Annotated in this window: 29 protein-coding genes; all 29 read right to left on the bottom strand. The window is 61.5% G+C overall.

Annotated features, from left to right (window positions below):
• Positions 1 to 228: 228 nt before the first annotated feature.
• The 29 genes from rplQ to fusA all read right to left on the bottom strand — a co-directional run bounded on the left by rplQ (position 229) and on the right by fusA (position 18,302).
• Positions 229 to 612 carry a 50S ribosomal protein L17 gene (gene rplQ / locus EO170_RS02975; RefSeq protein WP_003486665.1) on the bottom strand — a complete coding sequence of 128 codons (384 nt, stop codon included), beginning with the start codon at positions 610 to 612 and terminating at the stop codon, positions 229 to 231.
• Between the two features lie 180 nt (positions 613 to 792).
• Entirely contained in the window at positions 793 to 1,791 is a 999-nt protein-coding gene (gene rpoA / locus EO170_RS02970) for a DNA-directed RNA polymerase subunit alpha (RefSeq protein ID WP_002811635.1), read from the bottom strand.
• 53 nt (positions 1,792 to 1,844) lie between these two features.
• Positions 1,845 to 2,471 carry a 30S ribosomal protein S4 gene (gene rpsD, locus EO170_RS02965; protein ID WP_002811641.1) on the bottom strand — a complete coding sequence of 209 codons (627 nt, stop codon included), beginning with the start codon at positions 2,469 to 2,471 and terminating at the stop codon, positions 1,845 to 1,847.
• A gap of 15 nt (positions 2,472 to 2,486) precedes the next feature.
• A complete protein-coding gene (rpsK, locus tag EO170_RS02960) occupies positions 2,487 to 2,879 on the bottom strand; it encodes a 30S ribosomal protein S11 (RefSeq protein ID WP_003486671.1) in 393 nt (130 codons plus the stop codon).
• Between the two features lie 10 nt (positions 2,880 to 2,889).
• Entirely contained in the window at positions 2,890 to 3,246 is a 357-nt protein-coding gene (rpsM, locus tag EO170_RS02955) for a 30S ribosomal protein S13 (RefSeq protein ID WP_003486672.1), read from the bottom strand.
• Positions 3,247 to 3,595: 349 nt separating this feature from the next.
• The gene (secY, locus tag EO170_RS02950) at positions 3,596 to 4,963 is read right to left on the bottom strand and encodes a preprotein translocase subunit SecY (protein WP_016900648.1); all 1,368 of its coding nucleotides are present in this window, start codon (positions 4,961 to 4,963) and stop codon (positions 3,596 to 3,598) included.
• Between the two features lie 7 nt (positions 4,964 to 4,970).
• On the bottom strand, positions 4,971 to 5,414 hold the full coding sequence (rplO, locus tag EO170_RS02945) for a 50S ribosomal protein L15 (protein WP_016900650.1): 444 nt from the start codon (positions 5,412 to 5,414) through the stop codon (positions 4,971 to 4,973).
• A gap of 4 nt (positions 5,415 to 5,418) precedes the next feature.
• Complete coding sequence (gene rpmD / locus EO170_RS02940) at positions 5,419 to 5,610, bottom strand: 50S ribosomal protein L30 (protein ID WP_104582267.1); 192 nt, start codon at positions 5,608 to 5,610, stop codon at positions 5,419 to 5,421.
• Positions 5,603 to 6,145 (bottom strand): 30S ribosomal protein S5, encoded by a 543-nt coding sequence (rpsE, locus tag EO170_RS02935; protein ID WP_003486682.1) that lies wholly within the window; start codon positions 6,143 to 6,145, stop codon positions 5,603 to 5,605. The genes rpmD and rpsE overlap by 8 nt, the downstream gene beginning before the upstream one ends.
• A 158-nt stretch (positions 6,146 to 6,303) precedes the next feature.
• Positions 6,304 to 6,663, bottom strand: coding sequence for a 50S ribosomal protein L18 (gene rplR, locus EO170_RS02930; RefSeq protein ID WP_016900655.1), 360 nt, complete (start codon positions 6,661 to 6,663; stop codon positions 6,304 to 6,306).
• 90 nt (positions 6,664 to 6,753) lie between these two features.
• Positions 6,754 to 7,281, bottom strand: a complete 528-nt coding sequence (rplF, locus tag EO170_RS02925; protein ID WP_104608441.1) for a 50S ribosomal protein L6 — start codon at positions 7,279 to 7,281, stop codon at positions 6,754 to 6,756.
• Positions 7,282 to 7,296: 15 nt separating this feature from the next.
• On the bottom strand, positions 7,297 to 7,695 hold the full coding sequence (gene rpsH, locus EO170_RS02920; protein ID WP_010371096.1) for a 30S ribosomal protein S8: 399 nt from the start codon (positions 7,693 to 7,695) through the stop codon (positions 7,297 to 7,299).
• Between the two features lie 205 nt (positions 7,696 to 7,900).
• A complete protein-coding gene (gene rpsN, locus EO170_RS02915) occupies positions 7,901 to 8,206 on the bottom strand; it encodes a 30S ribosomal protein S14 (protein ID WP_005917137.1) in 306 nt (101 codons plus the stop codon).
• Positions 8,207 to 8,224: 18 nt separating this feature from the next.
• Positions 8,225 to 8,767 (bottom strand): 50S ribosomal protein L5, encoded by a 543-nt coding sequence (rplE, locus tag EO170_RS02910; RefSeq protein WP_010371090.1) that lies wholly within the window; start codon positions 8,765 to 8,767, stop codon positions 8,225 to 8,227.
• Positions 8,768 to 8,778: 11 nt separating this feature from the next.
• A complete protein-coding gene (gene rplX / locus EO170_RS02905) occupies positions 8,779 to 9,096 on the bottom strand; it encodes a 50S ribosomal protein L24 (RefSeq protein ID WP_003486696.1) in 318 nt (105 codons plus the stop codon).
• Between the two features lie 15 nt (positions 9,097 to 9,111).
• Positions 9,112 to 9,480 carry a 50S ribosomal protein L14 gene (rplN, locus tag EO170_RS02900; RefSeq protein WP_003486699.1) on the bottom strand — a complete coding sequence of 123 codons (369 nt, stop codon included), beginning with the start codon at positions 9,478 to 9,480 and terminating at the stop codon, positions 9,112 to 9,114.
• Positions 9,481 to 9,494: 14 nt separating this feature from the next.
• Positions 9,495 to 9,764 carry a 30S ribosomal protein S17 gene (gene rpsQ / locus EO170_RS02895; RefSeq protein ID WP_102252624.1) on the bottom strand — a complete coding sequence of 90 codons (270 nt, stop codon included), beginning with the start codon at positions 9,762 to 9,764 and terminating at the stop codon, positions 9,495 to 9,497.
• Positions 9,765 to 9,775: 11 nt separating this feature from the next.
• Positions 9,776 to 9,961, bottom strand: coding sequence for a 50S ribosomal protein L29 (rpmC, locus tag EO170_RS02890; protein ID WP_006450638.1), 186 nt, complete (start codon positions 9,959 to 9,961; stop codon positions 9,776 to 9,778).
• Positions 9,961 to 10,374, bottom strand: a complete 414-nt coding sequence (rplP, locus tag EO170_RS02885; protein WP_011036127.1) for a 50S ribosomal protein L16 — start codon at positions 10,372 to 10,374, stop codon at positions 9,961 to 9,963. The genes rpmC and rplP overlap by 1 nt, the downstream gene beginning before the upstream one ends.
• A gap of 5 nt (positions 10,375 to 10,379) precedes the next feature.
• Positions 10,380 to 11,114 carry a 30S ribosomal protein S3 gene (gene rpsC / locus EO170_RS02880; RefSeq protein ID WP_102252623.1) on the bottom strand — a complete coding sequence of 245 codons (735 nt, stop codon included), beginning with the start codon at positions 11,112 to 11,114 and terminating at the stop codon, positions 10,380 to 10,382.
• Positions 11,115 to 11,131: 17 nt separating this feature from the next.
• Positions 11,132 to 11,467, bottom strand: coding sequence for a 50S ribosomal protein L22 (gene rplV / locus EO170_RS02875; protein ID WP_002811686.1), 336 nt, complete (start codon positions 11,465 to 11,467; stop codon positions 11,132 to 11,134).
• Between the two features lie 13 nt (positions 11,468 to 11,480).
• Positions 11,481 to 11,750: a 30S ribosomal protein S19 gene (rpsS, locus tag EO170_RS02870; RefSeq protein WP_005993369.1), complete on the bottom strand. Its 270-nt coding sequence runs from the start codon at positions 11,748 to 11,750 to the stop codon at positions 11,481 to 11,483.
• A 6-nt stretch (positions 11,751 to 11,756) separates the two neighbouring features.
• Positions 11,757 to 12,584, bottom strand: coding sequence for a 50S ribosomal protein L2 (rplB, locus tag EO170_RS02865; RefSeq protein ID WP_126942373.1), 828 nt, complete (start codon positions 12,582 to 12,584; stop codon positions 11,757 to 11,759).
• Between the two features lie 10 nt (positions 12,585 to 12,594).
• Positions 12,595 to 12,894: a 50S ribosomal protein L23 gene (rplW, locus tag EO170_RS02860; RefSeq protein WP_002811694.1), complete on the bottom strand. Its 300-nt coding sequence runs from the start codon at positions 12,892 to 12,894 to the stop codon at positions 12,595 to 12,597.
• The gene (gene rplD, locus EO170_RS02855; RefSeq protein ID WP_016900669.1) at positions 12,891 to 13,496 is read right to left on the bottom strand and encodes a 50S ribosomal protein L4; all 606 of its coding nucleotides are present in this window, start codon (positions 13,494 to 13,496) and stop codon (positions 12,891 to 12,893) included. The genes rplW and rplD overlap by 4 nt, the downstream gene beginning before the upstream one ends.
• A gap of 12 nt (positions 13,497 to 13,508) precedes the next feature.
• Entirely contained in the window at positions 13,509 to 14,159 is a 651-nt protein-coding gene (gene rplC, locus EO170_RS02850) for a 50S ribosomal protein L3 (protein WP_126942371.1), read from the bottom strand.
• A gap of 11 nt (positions 14,160 to 14,170) precedes the next feature.
• A complete protein-coding gene (gene rpsJ / locus EO170_RS02845; RefSeq protein ID WP_003486723.1) occupies positions 14,171 to 14,482 on the bottom strand; it encodes a 30S ribosomal protein S10 in 312 nt (103 codons plus the stop codon).
• 463 nt (positions 14,483 to 14,945) lie between these two features.
• A complete protein-coding gene (tuf, locus tag EO170_RS02840) occupies positions 14,946 to 16,136 on the bottom strand; it encodes an elongation factor Tu (protein ID WP_104582262.1) in 1,191 nt (396 codons plus the stop codon).
• 48 nt (positions 16,137 to 16,184) lie between these two features.
• Positions 16,185 to 18,302, bottom strand: coding sequence for an elongation factor G (fusA, locus tag EO170_RS02835; RefSeq protein ID WP_046345811.1), 2,118 nt, complete (start codon positions 18,300 to 18,302; stop codon positions 16,185 to 16,187).
• Positions 18,303 to 18,425 lie beyond the last annotated feature (123 nt).

Here is an 18,425-nt window from a genome sequence, read left to right as displayed (position 1 = left end):
TCCAGCCATGCCTATCGCCCGCCACGCGCCACCCTGCATGTTGGCGATGCAGCCCTGACGCAGCCACCGTCGCAGCAGGCCGCTTGGCGATGGTTGAACCCTGCAAGTCGCTGCACTGCATTGCGGCTGTGACATCGACGCCAAGGCGACAGGCCCGGCTCGGGGGCCTGCAATGAAAAAGCCCGGCGCTAGCCGGGCTTTTCAAGATCCTTGCGAATGGCGAACCGATTACTCGGCCACTTCCTCGGCGACGACCGGACGGTCGACCAGCTCGACATAGGCCATCGGCGCATTGTCACCGGCACGGAAGCCGGCCTTCAGGATGCGCAGGTAGCCGCCGGGACGGGTCGCATAACGCGGGCCCAGTTCGACGAACAGCTTGCCCACCGCTTCCTTGTCGCGCAGGCGGGCAAACGCCAGACGACGGTTGGCAACGCCATCGACTTTGCCGATGGTGATCAGCGGCTCGGCGACGCGACGCAGTTCCTTGGCCTTCGGCAAGGTGGTCTTGATCAGCTCGTGCTTGAACAGCGAGGCGGCCATATTGCGGAACATGGCTTCGCGGTGCGCGCTGGTGCGATTGAACTTACGGCCAGATTTCTGGTGACGCATGAGTGTGATTTCCTAAGGAATGTTGAGACTGCTTTGAGAGACGTTGTCGCCATCCTGGCGCTGTTGAATGGACTGCGGTTGGTCCGAGCCGGCCGTCCTTTGACCGGATGTCACCGCGGGCTTTGGCCCGTCGATGTAAAAACAGCATGGGCGCCCGAAGACGCCCATGCGGATGATGCATTAACCAAGCATGCCGTGCTGGGCGACACCGGCCGGCGGCCAGTTCTCCAGCTTCATGCCCAGTGCAAGGCCGCGCTGTGCCAGCACTTCCTTGATTTCGGTCAGCGACTTCTTGCCAAGATTCGGGGTCTTGAGCAGTTCCACTTCGGTCTTCTGGATCAGATCGCCGATGTAGTAGATGCTCTCGGCCTTCAGGCAGTTGGCCGAACGCACGGTCAGCTCGAGGTCGTCGATCGGGCGCAGCAGCACCGGATCCACGCCGCTGGCAGCCGGCTTGGCCGCACCGCGATCGCGGTGGGTGAAATCGCCGAACACCGACAGCTGATCGCTGAGGATGTCGGCGGCGGTGCGCACGGCTTCCTCGGCATCGATGGTGCCGTTGGTCTCGATATCGATCACCAGCTTGTCGAGGTCGGTGCGCTGTTCAACGCGCGCAGCTTCCACGGCATAGGCAACGCGACGCACCGGCGAGAACGACGCATCCAGCATCAGACGACCGATGGTGCGGGTCTCTTCGTCCGGACGACGACGCGCAGCAGCCGGCTGATAGCCGAAACCACGCTCGATCTTCAGGCGCATGTTCAGCGCCGTGTCCTTGGTCAGGTGGCAGATCACATGGTCGCCGTTGATGATCTCGACGTTGTGATCGGTCCTGATGTCGGCCGCAGTGACCGTACCCGGACCCTGCTTGGACAACGACAGCGTCGCGCTGTCGCCACTATGCATACGAATCGCCACGTCTTTCAGGTTGAGCAGGACGTCAAGCACGTCTTCCTGCAGCCCTTCGACCGTGGTGTACTCGTGCAGCACGCCGTCGATCTCGACCTCGGTGATCGCAAAACCCGGGATCGACGACAACAGCACACGACGCAGGGCATTGCCCAGCGTGTGCCCGTAACCGCGCTCCAAGGGCTCGATCACGACCTTTGCGCGATTGTCGGTAAGACGTTCGATCTGCGGACCACGGGGGCGCAGAACCTGGTTGGCGGTAACCGTCATGTTGCGGGGTCTCCTGCGAACCTCCGGCGGTGCCGGAGGCTCTCCAATGTGAATTACTTCGAATACAACTCGACGATCAGCGCTTCGTTGATATCCGAAGGCAGGTCAGCGCGATCCGGAACGGCCTTGAACACGCCGCTGAACTTCTTCGAATCGACTTCGACCCACGACGGCGTCATGTCGTGCTGCTCAGCCACGGTCAGGGCTTCCTGCACGCGGAGCTGCTTCTGTGCCTTTTCCGACAGCGTGATCGCATCGCCAGCCTTGATCTGGTACGACGCCAGATTCACCGACTTGCCATTGACCAGCACGCCACGGTGCGACACCAGCTGGCGCGCGGCCGGACGGGTAACGGCAAAGCCCATGCGGTAGCAGACGTTGTCCAGACGGGTTTCCAGCAACTGCAGCAGGTTCTCGCCGGTGTTGCCCTTCTTGGTCGAGGCCTTCTTGTAGTAGTTGCGGAACTGACGCTCCAGCAACCCGTAGATGCGCTTGACCTTCTGCTTTTCACGCAGCTGGGTAGCGTAGTCGGAGAGCTTGCCTTTGCGAGCCGCGCCGTGTTGGCCGGGCTTCTGCTCAAGCTTGCACTTGGAGTCCAGCGCACGCGCCGGGCTCTTGAGGGAAAGATCGGCGCCTTCGCGGCGGGCGAGCTTACAGGTAGGACCGATATAACGAGCCATTTCTTATCGCTCCCTTTAGACGCGACGCTTCTTCGGCGGACGGCACCCGTTGTGCGGGATTGGCGTCACGTCGATGATGTTGGTGATCTTGTAGCCCACGTTGTTCAACGAACGCACGGCCGACTCACGGCCCGGACCCGGACCCTTGATACGTACTTCCAGCGACTTCACGCCGTAATCGAGCGCAGCGCGGCCAGCCTTTTCGGCGGCAACCTGAGCAGCGAACGGGGTCGACTTGCGCGAACCACGGAAGCCGGCGCCGCCGGACGTAGCCCACGACAGCGCATTGCCCTGGCGATCGGTGATGGTGACGATGGTGTTGTTGAACGAAGCGTGGACGTGGGCGACGCCATCAGTGATGACGCGCTTGATCTTCTTCTTCGTTTTCTTTTCTGCTGGCTTTGCCATGATCTATCCCTTACTTCCTGATCGCCTTGCGCGGACCCTTACGGGTGCGGGCGTTGGTACGGGTGCGCTGACCACGCAGCGGGAGACCACGGCGATGACGCAGACCGCGATAGCAGCCCAGGTCCATCAGTCGCTTGATCGCGATACCGATTTCGCGGCGCAGGTCGCCTTCGACGACATACTTGCCGACTTCGGCGCGCAGGCGCTCGATTTCGGGTTCGGACAGATCACGAATCTTCGTGGTCGAGGTAACGCCTGCGGATTCGCAGAGCTTCTTCGAACGGGTACGGCCGATGCCGTAGATGCTTTGCAACCCGACCCAGACGTGCTTCTGGGCTGGCAGGTTGACGCCTGCAATACGCGCCATGACGCGATTCTCCAACTGAGTGATGGCCCGACAGCGCCCAGGCGCCATCCGGCAGGATGGATCAAAAGTAAACTCGGAATTGTAGCAAGGCCTCGGATTGCTTTGAAGCCCGTGGAACCAAAAGTTCCATGGACCCGGCGTGGGGAGTGTGCCCTCGCTCCGGCGCCGGACGATGTTGATCCAGAAAACTGCTCCGAATCGCCTGTACTACTCCCGCACAGGACCACCTCGTCACACCCGCGCGCGAGACGTCGCGCGAGCCGCCCTTCTGATCGGAAGATCATGGCCCGGGAACCAGGCCGTCTTCACGCAATGAAGATCTAGTGTACCACCTAACCGCCCGCGAGACTTAACTGCGCGCCAGACCGCCGCGCGAGCCACCCTTGAGGTTGGCCTTCTTCAGCAGGCTCTCGTACTGATGCGACATCAGATGCGCCTGGATCTGCGCAATGAAGTCCATCACCACCACCACGGCGATCAGCAACGACGTACCACCGAAGTGGAACGAGGTGCCCAGCTGCGTACGCATGATTTCCGGCAGCAGGCAGACGATCACCAGATACAACGAACCCGCTGCGGTCAGACGTGTCAGCACGCCGTCCACATAATCCGCCGTCGCCTTGCCAGGGCGGATGCCCGGAATCAGCGCGCCCGACTTCTTGAGGTTGTCAGCGGTTTCCTGCGAGTTGAACACCAGCGCGGTGTAGAAGAACGCAAAGCCGATGATCAGTGCCGCAAACACCAGCATGTGCACCGGCTCGCCCGGCCCGAGCGCATTGGCGATCTTCTGCAGCCAGGAGCCCACGCCGCTGCCGGACGCCGCCTGACCGGACCACATCGACAGCGTCGCCGGGAAGGCGAGGATGCTGGAGGCGAAGATCGGCGGAATCACGCCTGCCATATTGAGCTTCAGCGGCAGGAACGATGTCTGGTTCATGTACGCATTGCGACCGCCCTGGCGACGCGCGTAGTTGACCGTGATACGTCGCTGCCCGCGTTCGACGAACACCACAAACAGCGTGAAGGCCAGAATGGTGATGACGATCAGCAGCAGTGAAATGAAGCTTAGATTGCCTTCGCGGAAGGCCTCGACGGTCTGGATCGCCGCCGACGGAAGGCCTGCCACGATGCCGGCGAAGATGATCAGCGACACGCCGTTGCCGATGCCACGCTCGGTGACCTGCTCGCCCACCCACATCAGGAAGATGGTGCCGGCGGTCAGCGCGATCACTGCGGTGAGCACGAAGCCCATGCCCGGCGCATACACCACCGGAGCACCACCGGGCGCGGTCTGATTCTGCAGTGCCAGCGCGATACTACCGCCCTGCACCACTGCCAGAAGCACCGCACCGATGCGCGAATACTGGGTGATCTTGCGTCGGCCGGATTCGCCTTCCTTCTGCATCGCCTTGAGGGCGGGAAAGATGTGCGTGGCCAACTGGATCACGATCGATGCCGAGATGTACGGCATCACGTTCAACGCAAAAATACTGAAACGGTGCAGGGCGCCGCCCGAGAACATGTTGAACATGTCCACGATGCCGCCGCCCTGCGCCTGCATCAACGAAAGCATGGCATCGGGATTCACGCCAGGCACCGGCACATAGCAGCCGATGCGATAGACGATCAATGCCCCGAGGACGAACAGCAGCCGCTGGCGAAGTTCCGTGAACTTGCCGAGCCCGCCACCGAGGTTACCAATGCCAGCCTGCGCCATCTGCCGATTACTCCTCTACGCTGCCGCCGGCAGCTTCGATTGCTGCCTTGGCGCCTGCACTTGCAGCCACGCCCTTCAGCACGAACTTCTTGCTCAGCTCACCCTTCAGCACGATCTTCGCCTTCTTGGCGCGGCTCGGGACCAGATTGGCCGCACGCAGCGCTGCAAAGTCGATCTCACCGGCTTCCAGCTTGTCCAGCTGGTAGGACAACACTTCGGCACTGTCACGCGCCATCTTGGAACGGAAACCGATCTTCGGCAGACGGCGCTGCATCGGGGTCTGGCCGCCTTCGAAGCCGGCCTTGATCTTGCCGCCGCCCTTGCGCGCGAACGAACCCTTGTGGCCGCGGCCACAGGTCTTGCCAAGGCCGGAGCCGATGCCACGGCCGACGCGGGTGCGCTCGGTGCGGGCGCCGTCGGCGGGCTTGAGGTCATTGAGATGCAAAGTCATGGGATTAGTCCTCAACCTTGACGAGGTAGTGAACGGTGTTGATCAGGCCGCGAACCTGCGGGCTGTCCTTCAGTTCACGCACATCGTTGAGCTTATTCAGGCCCAACGCACGCACCGACAGGCGGTGACGCGACTGGGTTCCACGCAGGCCACGCACCAGGCGCACCGTCACGGTCTTGTTGGTGTCCTTAGCCATGGTTGAGCTCCTCCACCTTCTTGCCGCGCTTGGCCGCAACACGCGCCGGCGACTGCACTTCCGACAGACCCTTCAGGGTTGCACGGACCAGGTTGATCGGGTTACGCGAACCAACCGCCTTGGCCAGCACGTTCTTGACGCCAACCGCTTCCAGCACAGCGCGCATGGCGCCGCCGGCGATGACGCCCGTACCTTCCGAGGCCGGCTGCATGTACACGCGTGCTGCGCCATGGCCGGACTTGACGGCATGCCACAAGGTACCGTTGTTCAGATCGACGGTGGCCAGGTTCTTGCGCGCCTGCTCCATCGACTTCTGGATGGCGACCGGCACTTCGCGCGCCTTGCCGTAACCGAAACCGACCTTGCCCAGACCATCGCCGACCACGGTCAGCGCGGTGAAGGTGAACTGACGACCGCCCTTGACCGTCTTGCTGACGCGATTGACCGCGACCAGCTTTTCGATCATGCCATCGTCGACTTTCTCTTCGCGGTTACGGTCGCGATCACGACCCCGCGGTGCACGTTCTTCTGCCATCTTGATTCCTTGATTGATTGAGTATGTACGGCTCGAAGCCGCTTATGGTTGTGAAGTCACGCGGTGTTCCCGGCTCCGTTGCAAAAGAACGGGACGGTCCGGCATCTCCCTGCCGGCGGTATCGCGGACGTGACCGGTGGCCACGTCCGCAGCAGTGCTTAGAACTGCAGGCCGCCTTCGCGAGCTGCATCGGCCAGCGCCTTGATACGGCCATGGTAGCGGTAGCCCGAGCGGTCGAACGCGACCTTCTCGATGCCCGCAGCCTTGGCGCGCTCGGCGATCAGCTTGCCGACCTTGACGGCCGCATCGCTGTTCTTGCCGTTCTTCAGGCCTTCCTTGACGTCGGCCTGCAGGGTGTTCGCCGCGGCGATCACCTTGGAACCGTCGGCGGTGAAGACCTGCGCATACAGATGCTGGCCGGTGCGCAGCACCGACAGGCGAGCGACGCCCAGCTCACGGATGTGCGAACGGGTGGACTTGGCGCGACGCAGACGGGCGATGTTCTTGTTGATGCTCATGATATTTATCCTACGGAAGCTGAAGGAAGCAGGCTTTTGCATCGAAAAGTCCGGCCATGGATGGCCGGGCTCCTAGCAGAGGGACCTGCGTTACGCCTTCTTGGCTTCCTTGCGAATGATGACTTCACCGGCGTACTTCACACCCTTGCCCTTGTAGGGCTCCGGCGGACGGAAACCGCGAATCTTGGCGGCGACTTCGCCGACGCGCTGCTTGTCGGCGCCCTGGACCACGATCTCGGTCTGGGTCGGGGTCGACAGCGTGATGCCTTCCGGCGCCACGAACACCAGCGGATGCGAGAAACCGAGCGCCAGGCTCAGATCCTTGCCCTGCATGGCGGCGCGGTAACCGACGCCGACCAGCTCGAGCTTGCGCTCGAAGCCTTCGGACACACCCTTGACCATGTTGGCCAGGATGGCGCGCACGGTACCGGTGATGGCGATCTGCGACGGGTCATTGGCCGACAGCGTGGCAACGTCGCCGTCGATGGCGATTTCGACGCCAGTCGGCTTCGGCAGGGTCAGGGTGCCCTTCGGGCCCTTGACGCTGACCAGCTCGGGCTGGACGTTGAGTTCAACACCCTTCGGAAGGGAAACAGGCTTCTTGGCTACACGGGACATGATCGATTCCTTCCCTTAGGCCACGAAGCACAGGACTTCACCACCAACGCCGGCTTCGCGAGCCTGCGCATCGGTCATGATGCCCTTCGACGTGGAGATGATGGCGATACCCAGGCCACCCAGGACCTTGGGCAGCTCGGTCTTGCCGCGGTACTGGCGCAGACCCGAGCGCGAGAAACGCTTCAGGGTCTCGATGACCGGACGGCCTTCGAAATACTTCAGCACGATTTCCAGCTCCGACTTGTTGTTCTCGGTCGCTGTCACGCGCAGGTCGGTGATGTAACCCTCGTCCTTCAGGACCTGGGCGATCGCAACCTTGATCTTGGACGACGGCAATTTCACCGTCTGCTTACCAACCGCGGCCGCATTCTTGATGCGTACCAGCAGGTCGGCGATGGGATCAGTCATGCTCATATGAGTACCTTTGAGTGCACCGATATCCGCTTTCGCGAAAATCTTGTGTTTTCCTGGGGATGGGCCAGGACCCTTTACGCCATGCCGCGCCCACGCGGGCAAGACAGAAGCGGAAGTATACGACAAAAGAGCCCGACTTGCGTCGGACTCCCCTGTTGAACAGAACGATCCTGTTCAAGCCGGCCGCAAACGGCCGGCAATGCTGTTACCAGCTTGCCTTGCGCAGGCCCGGAACGTCACCGTTCATCGTGGCCTTGCGCAGCATGTTGCGACCCAGACCGAACTTGCGGTAGACACCGCGCGGACGGCCGGACAGCTCGCAACGGTTGCGGTGGCGGCTCGGCGACGAATCGCGCGGCAGCTTCTGCAACTTGGTCGACGCATCGATCTTCTCTTCGTAGGACGCATCCTGACTGGAGAGGATCTTCTTCAGCGCATCACGCTTGCCGGCGAATTTCTTCGCCAGCTTTGCACGCTTGATGTCGCGGTGGATCATGGAGGTCTTTGCCATTTCGGATGTCCTCGACGGTCAGTTACGGAACGGGAACTTGAACGCTGCCAGCAGCGCCTTCGCTTCCGCATCCGTCTTGGCGGTGGTGGTGATGGCGATATCCATACCGCGAATCGCGTCGACGGCGTCGAAGTCGATTTCCGGGAAGATGATCTGTTCCTTCACACCCATGTTGAAGTTGCCACGACCGTCAAAGGAGCGACCGGAAACACCACGGAAGTCGCGCACGCGCGGCAGCGAGATGTTGATCAGACGATCCAGAAACTCGTACATCTTGGCGCGACGCAAGGTGGTCTTGCAGCCGATCGGCCAACCGTCACGAATCTTGAACGATGCGACCGAAACGCGCGACTTGGTGACCACCGGCTTCTGGCCGGAGATCTTGGACATGTCGGCGACCGCATTTTCCAGAATCTTCTTGTTGGTAGCCGCCTCGCCCACGCCCATGTTGAGCGTGACCTTGACCAGCTTCGGCACTTCCATCGGATTGGTGTAGCCGAATTCCTTCATCAGGGCCGGCACCACGTTTTCCTTGTAAAACTTTTCGAGACGAGTGTTCATGATCGCATTCCTCAGGCGTCGAGCGCCTCACCGCTGGAGCGGAACACACGCAATTTGCGTCCATCCTCCAGCACCTTGAAGCCAACGCGCTCGCCCTTGCCCGTTGCCGGGTTGACGATATTGACGTTGGAGATATGGATCGACGCTTCACGCTCGACCACGCCGCCGGCGACACCCGCCTGCGGGTTCGGCTTGGTGTGGCGCTTGATGACGTTGGCATTGGAGACGATCACGCGATCGCCGTCCACACGCACAACTTCACCCTGCTTACCCTTGTCCTTGCCGGTGTTGATGACGACCTGGTCGCCCTTCTTGATACGGTTAGCCATGTATATGTCCTCCGCTCACAGCACTTCGGGAGCGAGCGAGACGATCTTCATGAACTTCTCGGAACGCAGCTCGCGCGTCACCGGCCCGAAGATGCGGGTCCCGATCGGCTCCTGCTTATTGTTCAACAGCACAGCGGCGTTGCCATCGAAGCGGATCAGCGAACCGTCGGGACGGCGCACACCCTTGCGGGTACGCACCACGACGGCGTCGTAGACTTCGCCCTTCTTGACCTTGCCACGCGGAATGGCGTCCTTGACGGTCACCTTGATGATGTCGCCAATGTGTGCGTAGCGGCGCTTGGAGCCGCCCAGCACCTTGATGCACATCACTTCCTTGGCACCCGAATTGTCGGCGACATCGAGGTAGCTCTGCATCTGGATCATGATTCAGATCTCCCTTATTCGGCCGAACGGGTGACGATTTCGACCACCCGCCAGTTCTTGGTCTTGGACATTGGAGCAATCTCGGTCACACGCACGACGTCGCCTTCGTTGCAGGCATTGTCGGCGTCGTGTGCGTGGAGCTTGGACGAGCGCTTGATGTACTTACCGTACAACGGGTGCTTGACCTGGCGCTCCACCAACACGGTGACCGTCTTGTCCATCTTGTTGCTGACGACACGGCCTTCGACCGTGCGCAGCGTTTGCTTTTCGTTGTTGTCGCTCATCGCGGCCGTCCTTACTTGGTGCTGCCGAGCAGGTACTTGACGCGAGCAATCTCGCGGCGCACCCGGCGGGTATCGTGGGTCTTCGGCAGCTGGCCGGTGACCTGCTGCATACGGAGCGAGAACTGCTCCTTACGCAGATCGGTCAGGTGGGCCTTCAGTTCGTCAGCCGACTTCTCGCGGAGTTGTTTGATATCCATCAGCGCACCGTCCGGGTCACGAAAGTGGTGGTCACCGACAATTTCGCGGCGGCAAGGCGGAACGCCTCACGAGCGATATCTTCGGGAATCCCCTCGATTTCATAGATCATGCGGCCCGGCTGAATCTGCGCGACCCAGTACTCCACGTTGCCCTTACCGGAGCCCATGCGGACTTCGATCGGCTTCTTGGTGATCGGCTTGTCGGGGAACACACGGATCCACATCTTGCCGCCCTTCTTGACGTGGCGGCTGATCGTACGACGTGCTGCTTCAATCTGACGCGCGGTCAGCTGACCGTGCGCGGTTGCCTTGAGGCCGTACTCGCCGAAGCTGACGGCGTTTCCGCTCCATGCCAGGCCGTCGTTACGGCCCTTGTGCATCTTGCGGTATTTGGTTCGCTTGGGTTGCAACATTGCCGTTACCTCGCTTCACGAGCCGGGCGCGAAGGACGGTCACCACGGTCGCCGCGATCGTTACGATCGTTGCGCGGGCTGTCGTCCTGCTTCTCCTGGCCAACCTGGGAGAAGTCGAAGACCTCACCCTTATAGATCCAGACCTTGATGCCGATGATGCCGTACGTCGTGGACGCCTCGGCAAAACCGTAATCAATGTCGGCACGTAGCGTGTGCAGCGGCACGCGGCCTTCGCGGTACCACTCCGAACGGGCGATTTCTGCACCGTTGAGGCGGCCAGCCACGTTGACCTTGATGCCCAGGGCACCCAGGCGCATCGCGTTGCCGACCGAGCGCTTCATTGCACGGCGGAACATGATGCGACGCTCAAGCTGCTGCGCGATCGACTCTGCGACCAGCTGCGCATCCAGCTCCGGCTTGCGCACTTCGGTGACGTTGATGTGGGCAGGAACACCCATCATCGCGCTCACTTCCTTGCGCAGCTTTTCGATGTCCTCGCCACGCTTGCCGATCACCACGCCCGGGCGGGCGGTGTGAATGGTCACGCGGGCGGTTTTGGCAGGGCGCTCGATCAAGATCTTGCTGATACCTGCCTGCGCGAGCTTCTTGCGCAGCATTTCACGCACTTTCAGGTCGGCTGCCAGGTAGGCGGCGAAGTCGGCCTTGTTTGCGTACCACTTGGAATTCCAGTCCTTGGCGATGCCAAGGCGAATTCCAGTCGGATGAACTTTATGACCCATGGTCTTTTCCTTTCCGCTTACTTGGCGGCGCCGACAATCACAGTGATGTGACTGGTGCGCTTGAGGATGCGGGTACCGCGGCCTTTCGCCCGCGCCATGAAACGCTTCAGGGACGGACCTTCATCAACCATGATGGTCTTAACCTTCAGCTCGTCGACATCCGCGCCCTGATTGTTCTCGGCATTGGCAATCGCCGACTCCACAACCTTCTTGATCAGGTGCGCAGCCTTTTTATCCGAGAACTTCAGCAGATTGACCGCACGTTCGGCGGACAAACCACGCACCTGGTCAGCGACCAGGCGGGCCTTCTGCGGGGAGATGCGCGCGGTGCGCAGGATTGCTTTCGCTTCCATCGTCATCTCTCCCTTACCTGCTCGACTTCTTGTCGCCACCGTGACCCTTGAAGGTCCGGGTGACGGCAAATTCGCCGAGCTTGTGGCCGACCATATTCTCGTTGACGAGCACCGGAATGTGGTTCTTGCCGTTATGCACGGCGATGGTGATGCCTACCATTTCCGGCAGGATCATCGAACGGCGCGACCAGGTCTTGATCGGCTTCTTGCTACCCGCAGCGGACTCCACCTTCTTTGCAAGGTGGTGATCGACGAACGGGCCCTTCTTGAGTGAACGTGCCATGGTCGATTAGCCCCTACGATCGCGGACGATGAATTGCTGGGTGCGCTTGTTCTTGCGCGTCTTGTAACCCTTGGTCGGAACACCCCACGGGGTGACCGGATGCGGATTACCCTGGCCAGCCTTGGCCTCACCACCACCATGCGGGTGATCGACCGGGTTCATGGCCGCACCGCGAACGGTCGGGCGAACGCCGCGCCAGCGCTTGGCGCCAGCCTTGCCCAGCTTCTCGAGGTTGTGCTCGTCGTTGCCGACTTCGCCGATGGTGGCGCGGCACTCGACCGGCACCTTGCGCATTTCGCCCGAGCGCAGACGCAGCGTGGCATAGATGCCTTCGCGAGCGACCAGCTGGACGGCTGCACCGGCAGCACGTGCGATCTGAGCGCCCTTACCCGGCTTCAGCTCGATACCGTGGACCGTCGTACCGACCGGGATGTTGCGCAGCGGCAGCGTGTTGCCGGTCTTGATCGGTGCGTTGGCACCGGCAAGGACCTGATCGCCAGCCTTCAAGCCCTTGGGGGCGATGATGTAGCGACGCTCGCCGTCGACATAGCACAGCAGGGCGATATGAGCGGTACGGTTCGGATCGTATTCGATCCGCTCCACACGCGCCGGAATACCTTCCTTGTTGCGCTTGAAGTCGATGATGCGGTAGTGCTGCTTATGACCACCACCGACGTGACGCACGGTGATGCGGCCATGGTGGTTACGACCACCGGACTTGCTCTGCGAATCGAGCAGCGCCGCGTGCGGTGCGCCCTTGTGCAGATCGGGAGTAACCACGCGCACGGCGGAACGACGGCCGGGAGAGGTGGGTTTGAACTTCATCAATGGCATGGGATGGACCTCAGGCCTTGGCCGTTACGTCGATGGACTGACCATCAACCAGGCGGACGTACGCCTTGCGCCAATTGCCACGGCTGCCAGCACGGTTACGGAAGGACTTGCTCTTGCCCTTGACGTTGACCACGTTGACCGCTTTGACCTTGACGTCGAACAGCTGCTCGACCGCGGCCTTTACATCGGCCTTGGTGGCTTCGTTCGAAACTTCGAAGACATACTGGTTGGAGATTTCCTGCAGGCGCGCGGTCTTTTCGGAGACTCGCGGAGCACGCAGCACGCTGAAGATTTTTTCGTTGCTGCTCATGCCAGCCACTCCTCGACCTTCTTGACCGCATCGGCGGTGATCACGACCGTATCGGCCCCGACCAGAGCGACCGGATCCAGACCCTGCACATCACGCACCTGCACATACGGCAGATTGCGGGCGGACAGATACAGGTGCTCGGAGGCTTCCTCGGTGACGATCAGCGGGCGCTTGCCCACATCCAGTCCCTTCAGCTTCTCGATCAGACCCTGGGTCTTGGTGGTTTCGACGTCGAACGCATCGACGATCATCAGGCGACCCTGGCGATTAAGCTCAGAGAAGATCGCGCAGATGGCCGCACGGTACATCTTGCGGTTGACTTTCTGTTCGAAGCTGCGCGGCTTGGCCGCGAAGGTCACGCCGCCGCCGACGAAGATCGGAGCCGTCAGCGCGCCATGACGCGCACCGCCGCCCTTCTGCTTCTTCGACTTCTTGGTCGTGCCCGCAACTTCCGAACGCGTCTTCTGTGCCTTGGTACCAGCGCGACCGGCATTGCGATAAGCGACGACGACCTGGTGAACCAGATCTTCGCTGAATTCGCGACCGAACACGGCATCGGAGACCGAGACCTTGTTGTTGCTACCCGTGATAACGAGTTCCATCGTCATCTCTCCTTATGCCTTGCTCGCCGGACGGACGATCACGTCGCCACCAGCTGCGCCAGGCACGGCGCCGCGGATAGCAATCAGACCACGCTCGACGTCGACCTTGACCACTTCCAGGTTCTGCGTGCTTTGCTGCACGGCGCCCATGTGGCCCGACATCTTCTTGCCCGGGAAAACGCGACCCGGGGTCTGGCGCTGACCCAACGAACCCGGCGCGCGATGCGACAGCGAGTTACCGTGAGTTGCATCGCCCATACGGAAGTTGTAGCGCTTGATGGTGCCCTGGAAACCCTTACCCTTGGTGACGCCCTGGACGTCGACCTTCTGGCCGACCTCGAAGATGTCCGCCTTGATTACGCCGCCGACGGCGAAATCGCCGAGCTGGGCATCTTCAACGCGGAATTCCCACAGGCCGCGACCCGCTTCCACCTTCGCCTTGGCGAAGTGGCCAGCAGCCGGCTTGTTGACCAGCGCGGCACGACGGGCACCAACGGTAATCTGCACGGCGCTGTAGCCGTCAGCTTCGACGGTCTTGATCTGCGCGATGCGGTTTGGAGTTGCTTCGATCAGCGTGACCGGTACCGAGCGACCGTCTTCGGTGAAGACGCGGCTCATACCAGCCTTGCGGCCTACGAAGCCCAACGAATATTTCTTCGTCATGGTCGTAGTCCTCAGGTCAACTTGATCTGAACGTCGACGCCAGCCGCGAGTTCGAGCTTCATCAGCGCGTCCACGGTCTTGTCGTTCGGGTCGACGATATCGAGCACACGCTTGTGCGTGCGGGTTTCGTACTGGTCACGCGCATCCTTGTCGGCATGCGGGGATACGAGGATGGTGTAACGTTCGATCTTGGTCGGCAACGGGATCGGGCCACGCACTTGCGCGCCGGTCCGCTTAGCCGTTTCGACGATCTCGCTGGCCGAACGGTCGATCAAACGATGATCGAACGCCTTCAACCGAATCCGGATCTTTTGTTCCGACATGACGGAAGCTTCCTTCGTTAAAAGAGCGACGGGCAAGGCCTCTGGGATACCTGCCCCGATATTCCTGACGTAGATGAAATCGCCATGCATCCTGCTGACGAGGGCATTTCCTCCGCCCAAAAACTGAGGCAGACCGGTAAACCGGCCCGCCCAGACGGAAAAGTATAATGCGCAACAAGAGCACGGTCAACAACAGGTGAGTTGTTGAGTGCTCCATGCAACGCGACCTTCCCGGTCTGGCGAACACGAGCGGCATCCTGCCGTTCTTTTCGCTGTAACTCAGCGCCCTACCCAGGGACACCGAGCCGCGCATTATAGCGGGGCACTTTTACATGCGCAAGCGCCCTACCCGATAAAGACGCCGGCCACGCGCGCGCCTCCGACGCGGCCCACGAAAAAGGGCCAGCTTGCGCCGACCCTTGTTCGCGCGGATCCAGCGACCGAAGCCGCCGGATTGCAGGACTTACTTGACGATCTTGGCAACCACGCCGGCGCCGACGGTACGACCGCCTTCACGGATGGCGAAGCGCAGACCTTCGTCCATCGCGACCGGATTGATCAGGGTCACGACCATCTTCACGTTGTCGCCCGGCATCACCATCTCCACGCCTTCCGGCAGCTGGCAGGCGCCAGTGATGTCGGTGGTGCGGAAGTAGAACTGCGGACGGTAACCCTTGAAGAACGGGGTATGACGGCCACCCTCGTCCTTCGACAGCACGTAGACTTCGGCTTCGAACTCGGTATGCGGCTTGATCGAACCCGGCTTGCACAGCACCTGGCCACGCTCGACGTCGTCACGCTTGGTGCCGCGCAGCAGCAGACCGGCGTTGTCGCCCGCCTGACCCTGGTCCAGCAGCTTGCGGAACATTTCCACGCCGGTGACGGTGGTCTTCTGGGTGTCACGGATACCGACGATTTCGATTTCGTCGCCAACCTTGATGATGCCGCGTTCGATACGACCGGTCACCACGGTGCCGCGGCCGGAGATCGAGAACACGTCTTCGACCGGCATCAGGAACGGACGGTCGACGTCGCGGGTCGGCTCCGGAATGAACGAATCCAGCGCCTCGACCAGCTTCAGGATCGCCGGCACACCGATGTCGCTCTGGTCGCCGTCCAGCGCCAGACGCGCCGAACCGTGGATGATCGGCGTGTCATCGCCCGGGAAGTCGTACTTGCTGAGCAGCTCGCGCACTTCCATCTCGACCAGCTCGAGCAGCTCGGCGTCGTCGACCATGTCAGCCTTGTTCAGGAACACGACGATGTGCGGCACACCGACCTGACGCGAGAGCAGGATGTGCTCGCGGGTCTGCGGCATCGGGCCGTCGGCGGCCGAACACACCAGGATCGCGCCATCCATCTGCGCCGCACCGGTGATCATGTTCTTGACGTAGTCGGCGTGGCCGGGGCAATCGACGTGCGCGTAGTGACGGGTCGGGGATTCGTATTCGACGTGTGCGGTCGAAATCGTGATGCCGCGCGCCTTCTCTTCCGGCGCCGCGTCGATCGCGTCGTACGCCTTGAACTCGCCACCGAAACGCTCAGCACCGATCTTGGTCAGCGCGGCTGTCAACGTGGTCTTGCCATGGTCGACGTGACCGATGGTGCCGACGTTCACGTGCGGCTTGGTGCGCTCAAATTTAGCTTTTGCCATGACTAACTACCTCTAATTGAAAAATTTGTGAGAAGCGGCTGAGCGAACTCAGCCCTTCTTGGTGACGGCGTCGGCGATGTTGGCCGGTGCCTCTTCGTAGTGGTCGAATTCCATCGAGAACGTCGCACGGCCCTGGCTCATCGAGCGCAGCGAGGTCGCATAACCGAACATCTCGCCCAGCGGAATCATCGCGTTGATGATCTTGCCCGACGGGCTGTCGTCCTGACCCTGCAGCACGCCACGACGGCGGCTCACGTCGCCCATCACGTCACCCAGGTAATCCTCCGGGCTGACGATCTCGACCTTCATGATCGGCTCCAGCAACACCGGGCTGGCTTTCGCAAAGCCCTGCTTGAACGCCATCGACGCGGCCAGCTTGAACGCCATTTCCGAGGAGTCGACGTCGTGGTACGAGCCGAACACCAGCTTGACCTTCACACCCACCACCGGGAAGCCGGCGATCGGACCACTGGTGATCGTCTCGCGCAGACCCTTTTCGACCGAGGGGATGAATTCCTTCGGGATGATGCCGCCGGTGATGTCGTTGATGAAGAGGAAATCATCCTTGACGTTGTCGCTCTTGCGATCTTCCTCGGTCATCGGCGACAGCTCGATCACCACGTGACCGTACTGACCCTTACCACCGGACTGCTTGGCGTGCTTGTAGTCGGACTTGACGTCGGACTTGCGGATCGTTTCGCGGTAGGCCACCTGCGGTTTGCCGACGTTGGCCTCGACATTGAACTCGCGACGCATACGGTCGACGATGATGTCCAGGTGCAACTCGCCCATGCCCGAGATGATGGTCTGGCCAGATTCTTCGTCGGTCTTGACGCGGAACGAGGGATCTTCCTGCGCCAGACGGCCCAGGGCCATGCCCATCTTTTCCTGGTCCGACTTGGTCTTGGGCTCCACCGCCATCGAGATCACCGGCTCCGGGAACACCATGCGCTCCAGGGTAATGACCTTGTCCTGCGCACACAGCGTGTCGCCGGTGGTGACGTCCTTCAGACCCACGGCAGCGGCGATGTCACCAGCGCGCACTTCCTTGATCTCTTCGCGATTGTTGGAGTGCATCTGCAGGATGCGGCCCACGCGCTCTTTCTTCGACTTGACCGGGTTGTAGACCTGGTCGCCGGAGTTCAACGTGCCCGAGTAGACACGGAAGAACGTCAGCGAGCCCACGAACGGGTCGGTCATGATCTTGAACGCCAACGCCGAGAACGGCGCGGTATCGGTGGCAGGACGGGTGTCTTCCTTCTCGTCCTCGTCGATACCCTGGACCGGCGGACGGTCGGCCGGCGACGGCAGCAGGTGCACGACGCCGTCGAGCATGGCCTGCACGCCCTTGTTCTTGAACGCCGAGCCGCAGAACACCGGCACGATTTCGACCTTCAGGGTGCGCTCGCGCAGACCCACCAGGATCTCCTCTTCACTCAGGTCGCCCTCGTTGAGGTACTTGTCCATCAGGTCTTCGCTGGCTTCGGCAGCCGCCTCGACCATGAACGAACGCGCCTCGGTCGCGATCTCGACCAGGTCGGCCGGGATGTCGCGGTATTCGAAGGTGGTGCCCTGCGATGCGGTATCCCAATGGATCGCCTTCATCTTGAGCAGGTCGACCACGCCCTCGAAGCCGTCTTCGGCGCCGATCGGCACCTGCATCGGCACGGCGTAGGCACCCAGACGGGCCTTCAACTGCTCGACGACCTTGTCGAAGTTGGCACCGGTACGGTCCATCTTGTTGACGAAGGCCATGCGCGGCACGGAATACTTGTTGGCCTGGCGCCACACGGTCTCGGACTGCGGCTGCACGCCACCAACGGCGCACAGCACGAACACCGCACCGTCGAGCACGCGCAAGGAGCGCTCCACTTCGATGGTGAAGTCGACGTGCCCGGGGGTATCGATGATGTTGAAGCGGTGCTGCGGCATGGACTTGTCCATGCCCGACCAGAATGCAGTGGTTGCAGCGGAGGTGATGGTGATACCACGCTCCTGCTCCTGCTCCATCCAGTCCATCACTGCAGCGCCGTCATGGACTTCGCCGATCTTGTGACTGACACCGGTGTAGAACAGGATGCGCTCGGAGGTGGTGGTCTTGCCGGCATCGATGTGGGCCATGATGCCGAAGTTGCGGTAACGCTCGATAGGGGTGGTGCGGGCCACGGGGAGCCTCTCAATTTCTTGGATTTCGGATGGCCGAACGCCGCCTTTCGGCGGCCTTCGGATTGGATGCGACGCCAAAGGCGTCGCAAACAGCACTCAGATGGTGCTGAAGGGCCCCGTTAC

Origin of the sequence: Xanthomonas sp. BRIP62409 (assembly GCF_003992965.1) — a bacterium.
Taxonomy (GTDB): Bacteria; Pseudomonadota; Gammaproteobacteria; order Xanthomonadales; family Xanthomonadaceae; genus Xanthomonas; species Xanthomonas euroxanthea.
Note: the sequence above shows the minus strand (reverse complement) of the source record. Positions and strands in the feature narration are given on the sequence as shown.

Excerpts from the sequence above, each read along its gene's own strand:
- secY (WP_016900648.1), bottom strand. The coding sequence starts at position 4,963 with ATGGCGCAGGCTGGCATTGGTAACCTCGGTGGCGGGCTCGGCAAGTTC.
- rpsQ (WP_102252624.1), bottom strand. The coding sequence starts at position 9,764 with ATGAGCGACAACAACGAAAAGCAAACGCTGCGCACGGTCGAAGGCCGT.
- rplQ (WP_003486665.1), bottom strand. The coding sequence starts at position 612 with ATGCGTCACCAGAAATCTGGCCGTAAGTTCAATCGCACCAGCGCGCAC.
- rplW (WP_002811694.1), bottom strand. The coding sequence starts at position 12,894 with ATGAGCAGCAACGAAAAAATCTTCAGCGTGCTGCGTGCTCCGCGAGTC.
- tuf (WP_104582262.1), bottom strand. The coding sequence starts at position 16,136 with ATGGCAAAAGCTAAATTTGAGCGCACCAAGCCGCACGTGAACGTCGGC.
- rpsE (WP_003486682.1), bottom strand. The coding sequence starts at position 6,145 with ATGGCAGAAGAACGTGCACCGCGGGGTCGTGATCGCGACCGTAACCGC.
- rpsC (WP_102252623.1), bottom strand. The coding sequence starts at position 11,114 with ATGGGTCATAAAGTTCATCCGACTGGAATTCGCCTTGGCATCGCCAAG.
- rpsM (WP_003486672.1), bottom strand. The coding sequence starts at position 3,246 with ATGGCGCGTATTGCAGGCGTCAACCTGCCAGCCCAGAAGCACGTCTGG.
- rpsN (WP_005917137.1), bottom strand. The coding sequence starts at position 8,206 with ATGGCAAAGACCTCCATGATCCACCGCGACATCAAGCGTGCAAAGCTG.
- rplX (WP_003486696.1), bottom strand. The coding sequence starts at position 9,096 with ATGGCTAACCGTATCAAGAAGGGCGACCAGGTCGTCATCAACACCGGC.
- rplD (WP_016900669.1), bottom strand. The coding sequence starts at position 13,496 with ATGGAACTCGTTATCACGGGTAGCAACAACAAGGTCTCGGTCTCCGAT.
- rpsH (WP_010371096.1), bottom strand. The coding sequence starts at position 7,695 with ATGAGCATGACTGATCCCATCGCCGACCTGCTGGTACGCATCAAGAAT.
- rpsS (WP_005993369.1), bottom strand. The coding sequence starts at position 11,750 with ATGGCACGTTCACTCAAGAAGGGCCCGTTCGTCGATCACCACCTTGCA.
- rpsK (WP_003486671.1), bottom strand. The coding sequence starts at position 2,879 with ATGGCAAAGCCAGCAGAAAAGAAAACGAAGAAGAAGATCAAGCGCGTC.
- rplV (WP_002811686.1), bottom strand. The coding sequence starts at position 11,467 with ATGGAAGCGAAAGCAATCCTGCGCACCGCGCGCATCTCCCCGCAGAAG.
- rplC (WP_126942371.1), bottom strand. The coding sequence starts at position 14,159 with ATGACGAAGAAATATTCGTTGGGCTTCGTAGGCCGCAAGGCTGGTATG.
- rplF (WP_104608441.1), bottom strand. The coding sequence starts at position 7,281 with ATGTCCCGTGTAGCCAAGAAGCCTGTTTCCCTTCCGAAGGGTGTTGAA.
- rpsJ (WP_003486723.1), bottom strand. The coding sequence starts at position 14,482 with ATGTCGGAACAAAAGATCCGGATTCGGTTGAAGGCGTTCGATCATCGT.
- rpoA (WP_002811635.1), bottom strand. The coding sequence starts at position 1,791 with ATGACGGTTACCGCCAACCAGGTTCTGCGCCCCCGTGGTCCGCAGATC.
- rpmC (WP_006450638.1), bottom strand. The coding sequence starts at position 9,961 with ATGGATATCAAACAACTCCGCGAGAAGTCGGCTGACGAACTGAAGGCC.
- rpmD (WP_104582267.1), bottom strand. The coding sequence starts at position 5,610 with ATGGCTAAGGACACCAACAAGACCGTGACGGTGCGCCTGGTGCGTGGC.
- rplN (WP_003486699.1), bottom strand. The coding sequence starts at position 9,480 with ATGATCCAGATGCAGAGCTACCTCGATGTCGCCGACAATTCGGGTGCC.
- rplR (WP_016900655.1), bottom strand. The coding sequence starts at position 6,663 with ATGAGCATCAACAAGAACATCGCCCGTCTGCGTCGCGCCAAGTCCACC.
- rplO (WP_016900650.1), bottom strand. The coding sequence starts at position 5,414 with ATGACTTTGCATCTCAATGACCTCAAGCCCGCCGACGGCGCCCGCACC.
- rplE (WP_010371090.1), bottom strand. The coding sequence starts at position 8,767 with ATGAACACTCGTCTCGAAAAGTTTTACAAGGAAAACGTGGTGCCGGCC.
- rplB (WP_126942373.1), bottom strand. The coding sequence starts at position 12,584 with ATGCCATTGATGAAGTTCAAACCCACCTCTCCCGGCCGTCGTTCCGCC.
- rplP (WP_011036127.1), bottom strand. The coding sequence starts at position 10,374 with ATGTTGCAACCCAAGCGAACCAAATACCGCAAGATGCACAAGGGCCGT.
- rpsD (WP_002811641.1), bottom strand. The coding sequence starts at position 2,471 with ATGGCTCGTTATATCGGTCCTACCTGTAAGCTCGCCCGCCGCGAAGGC.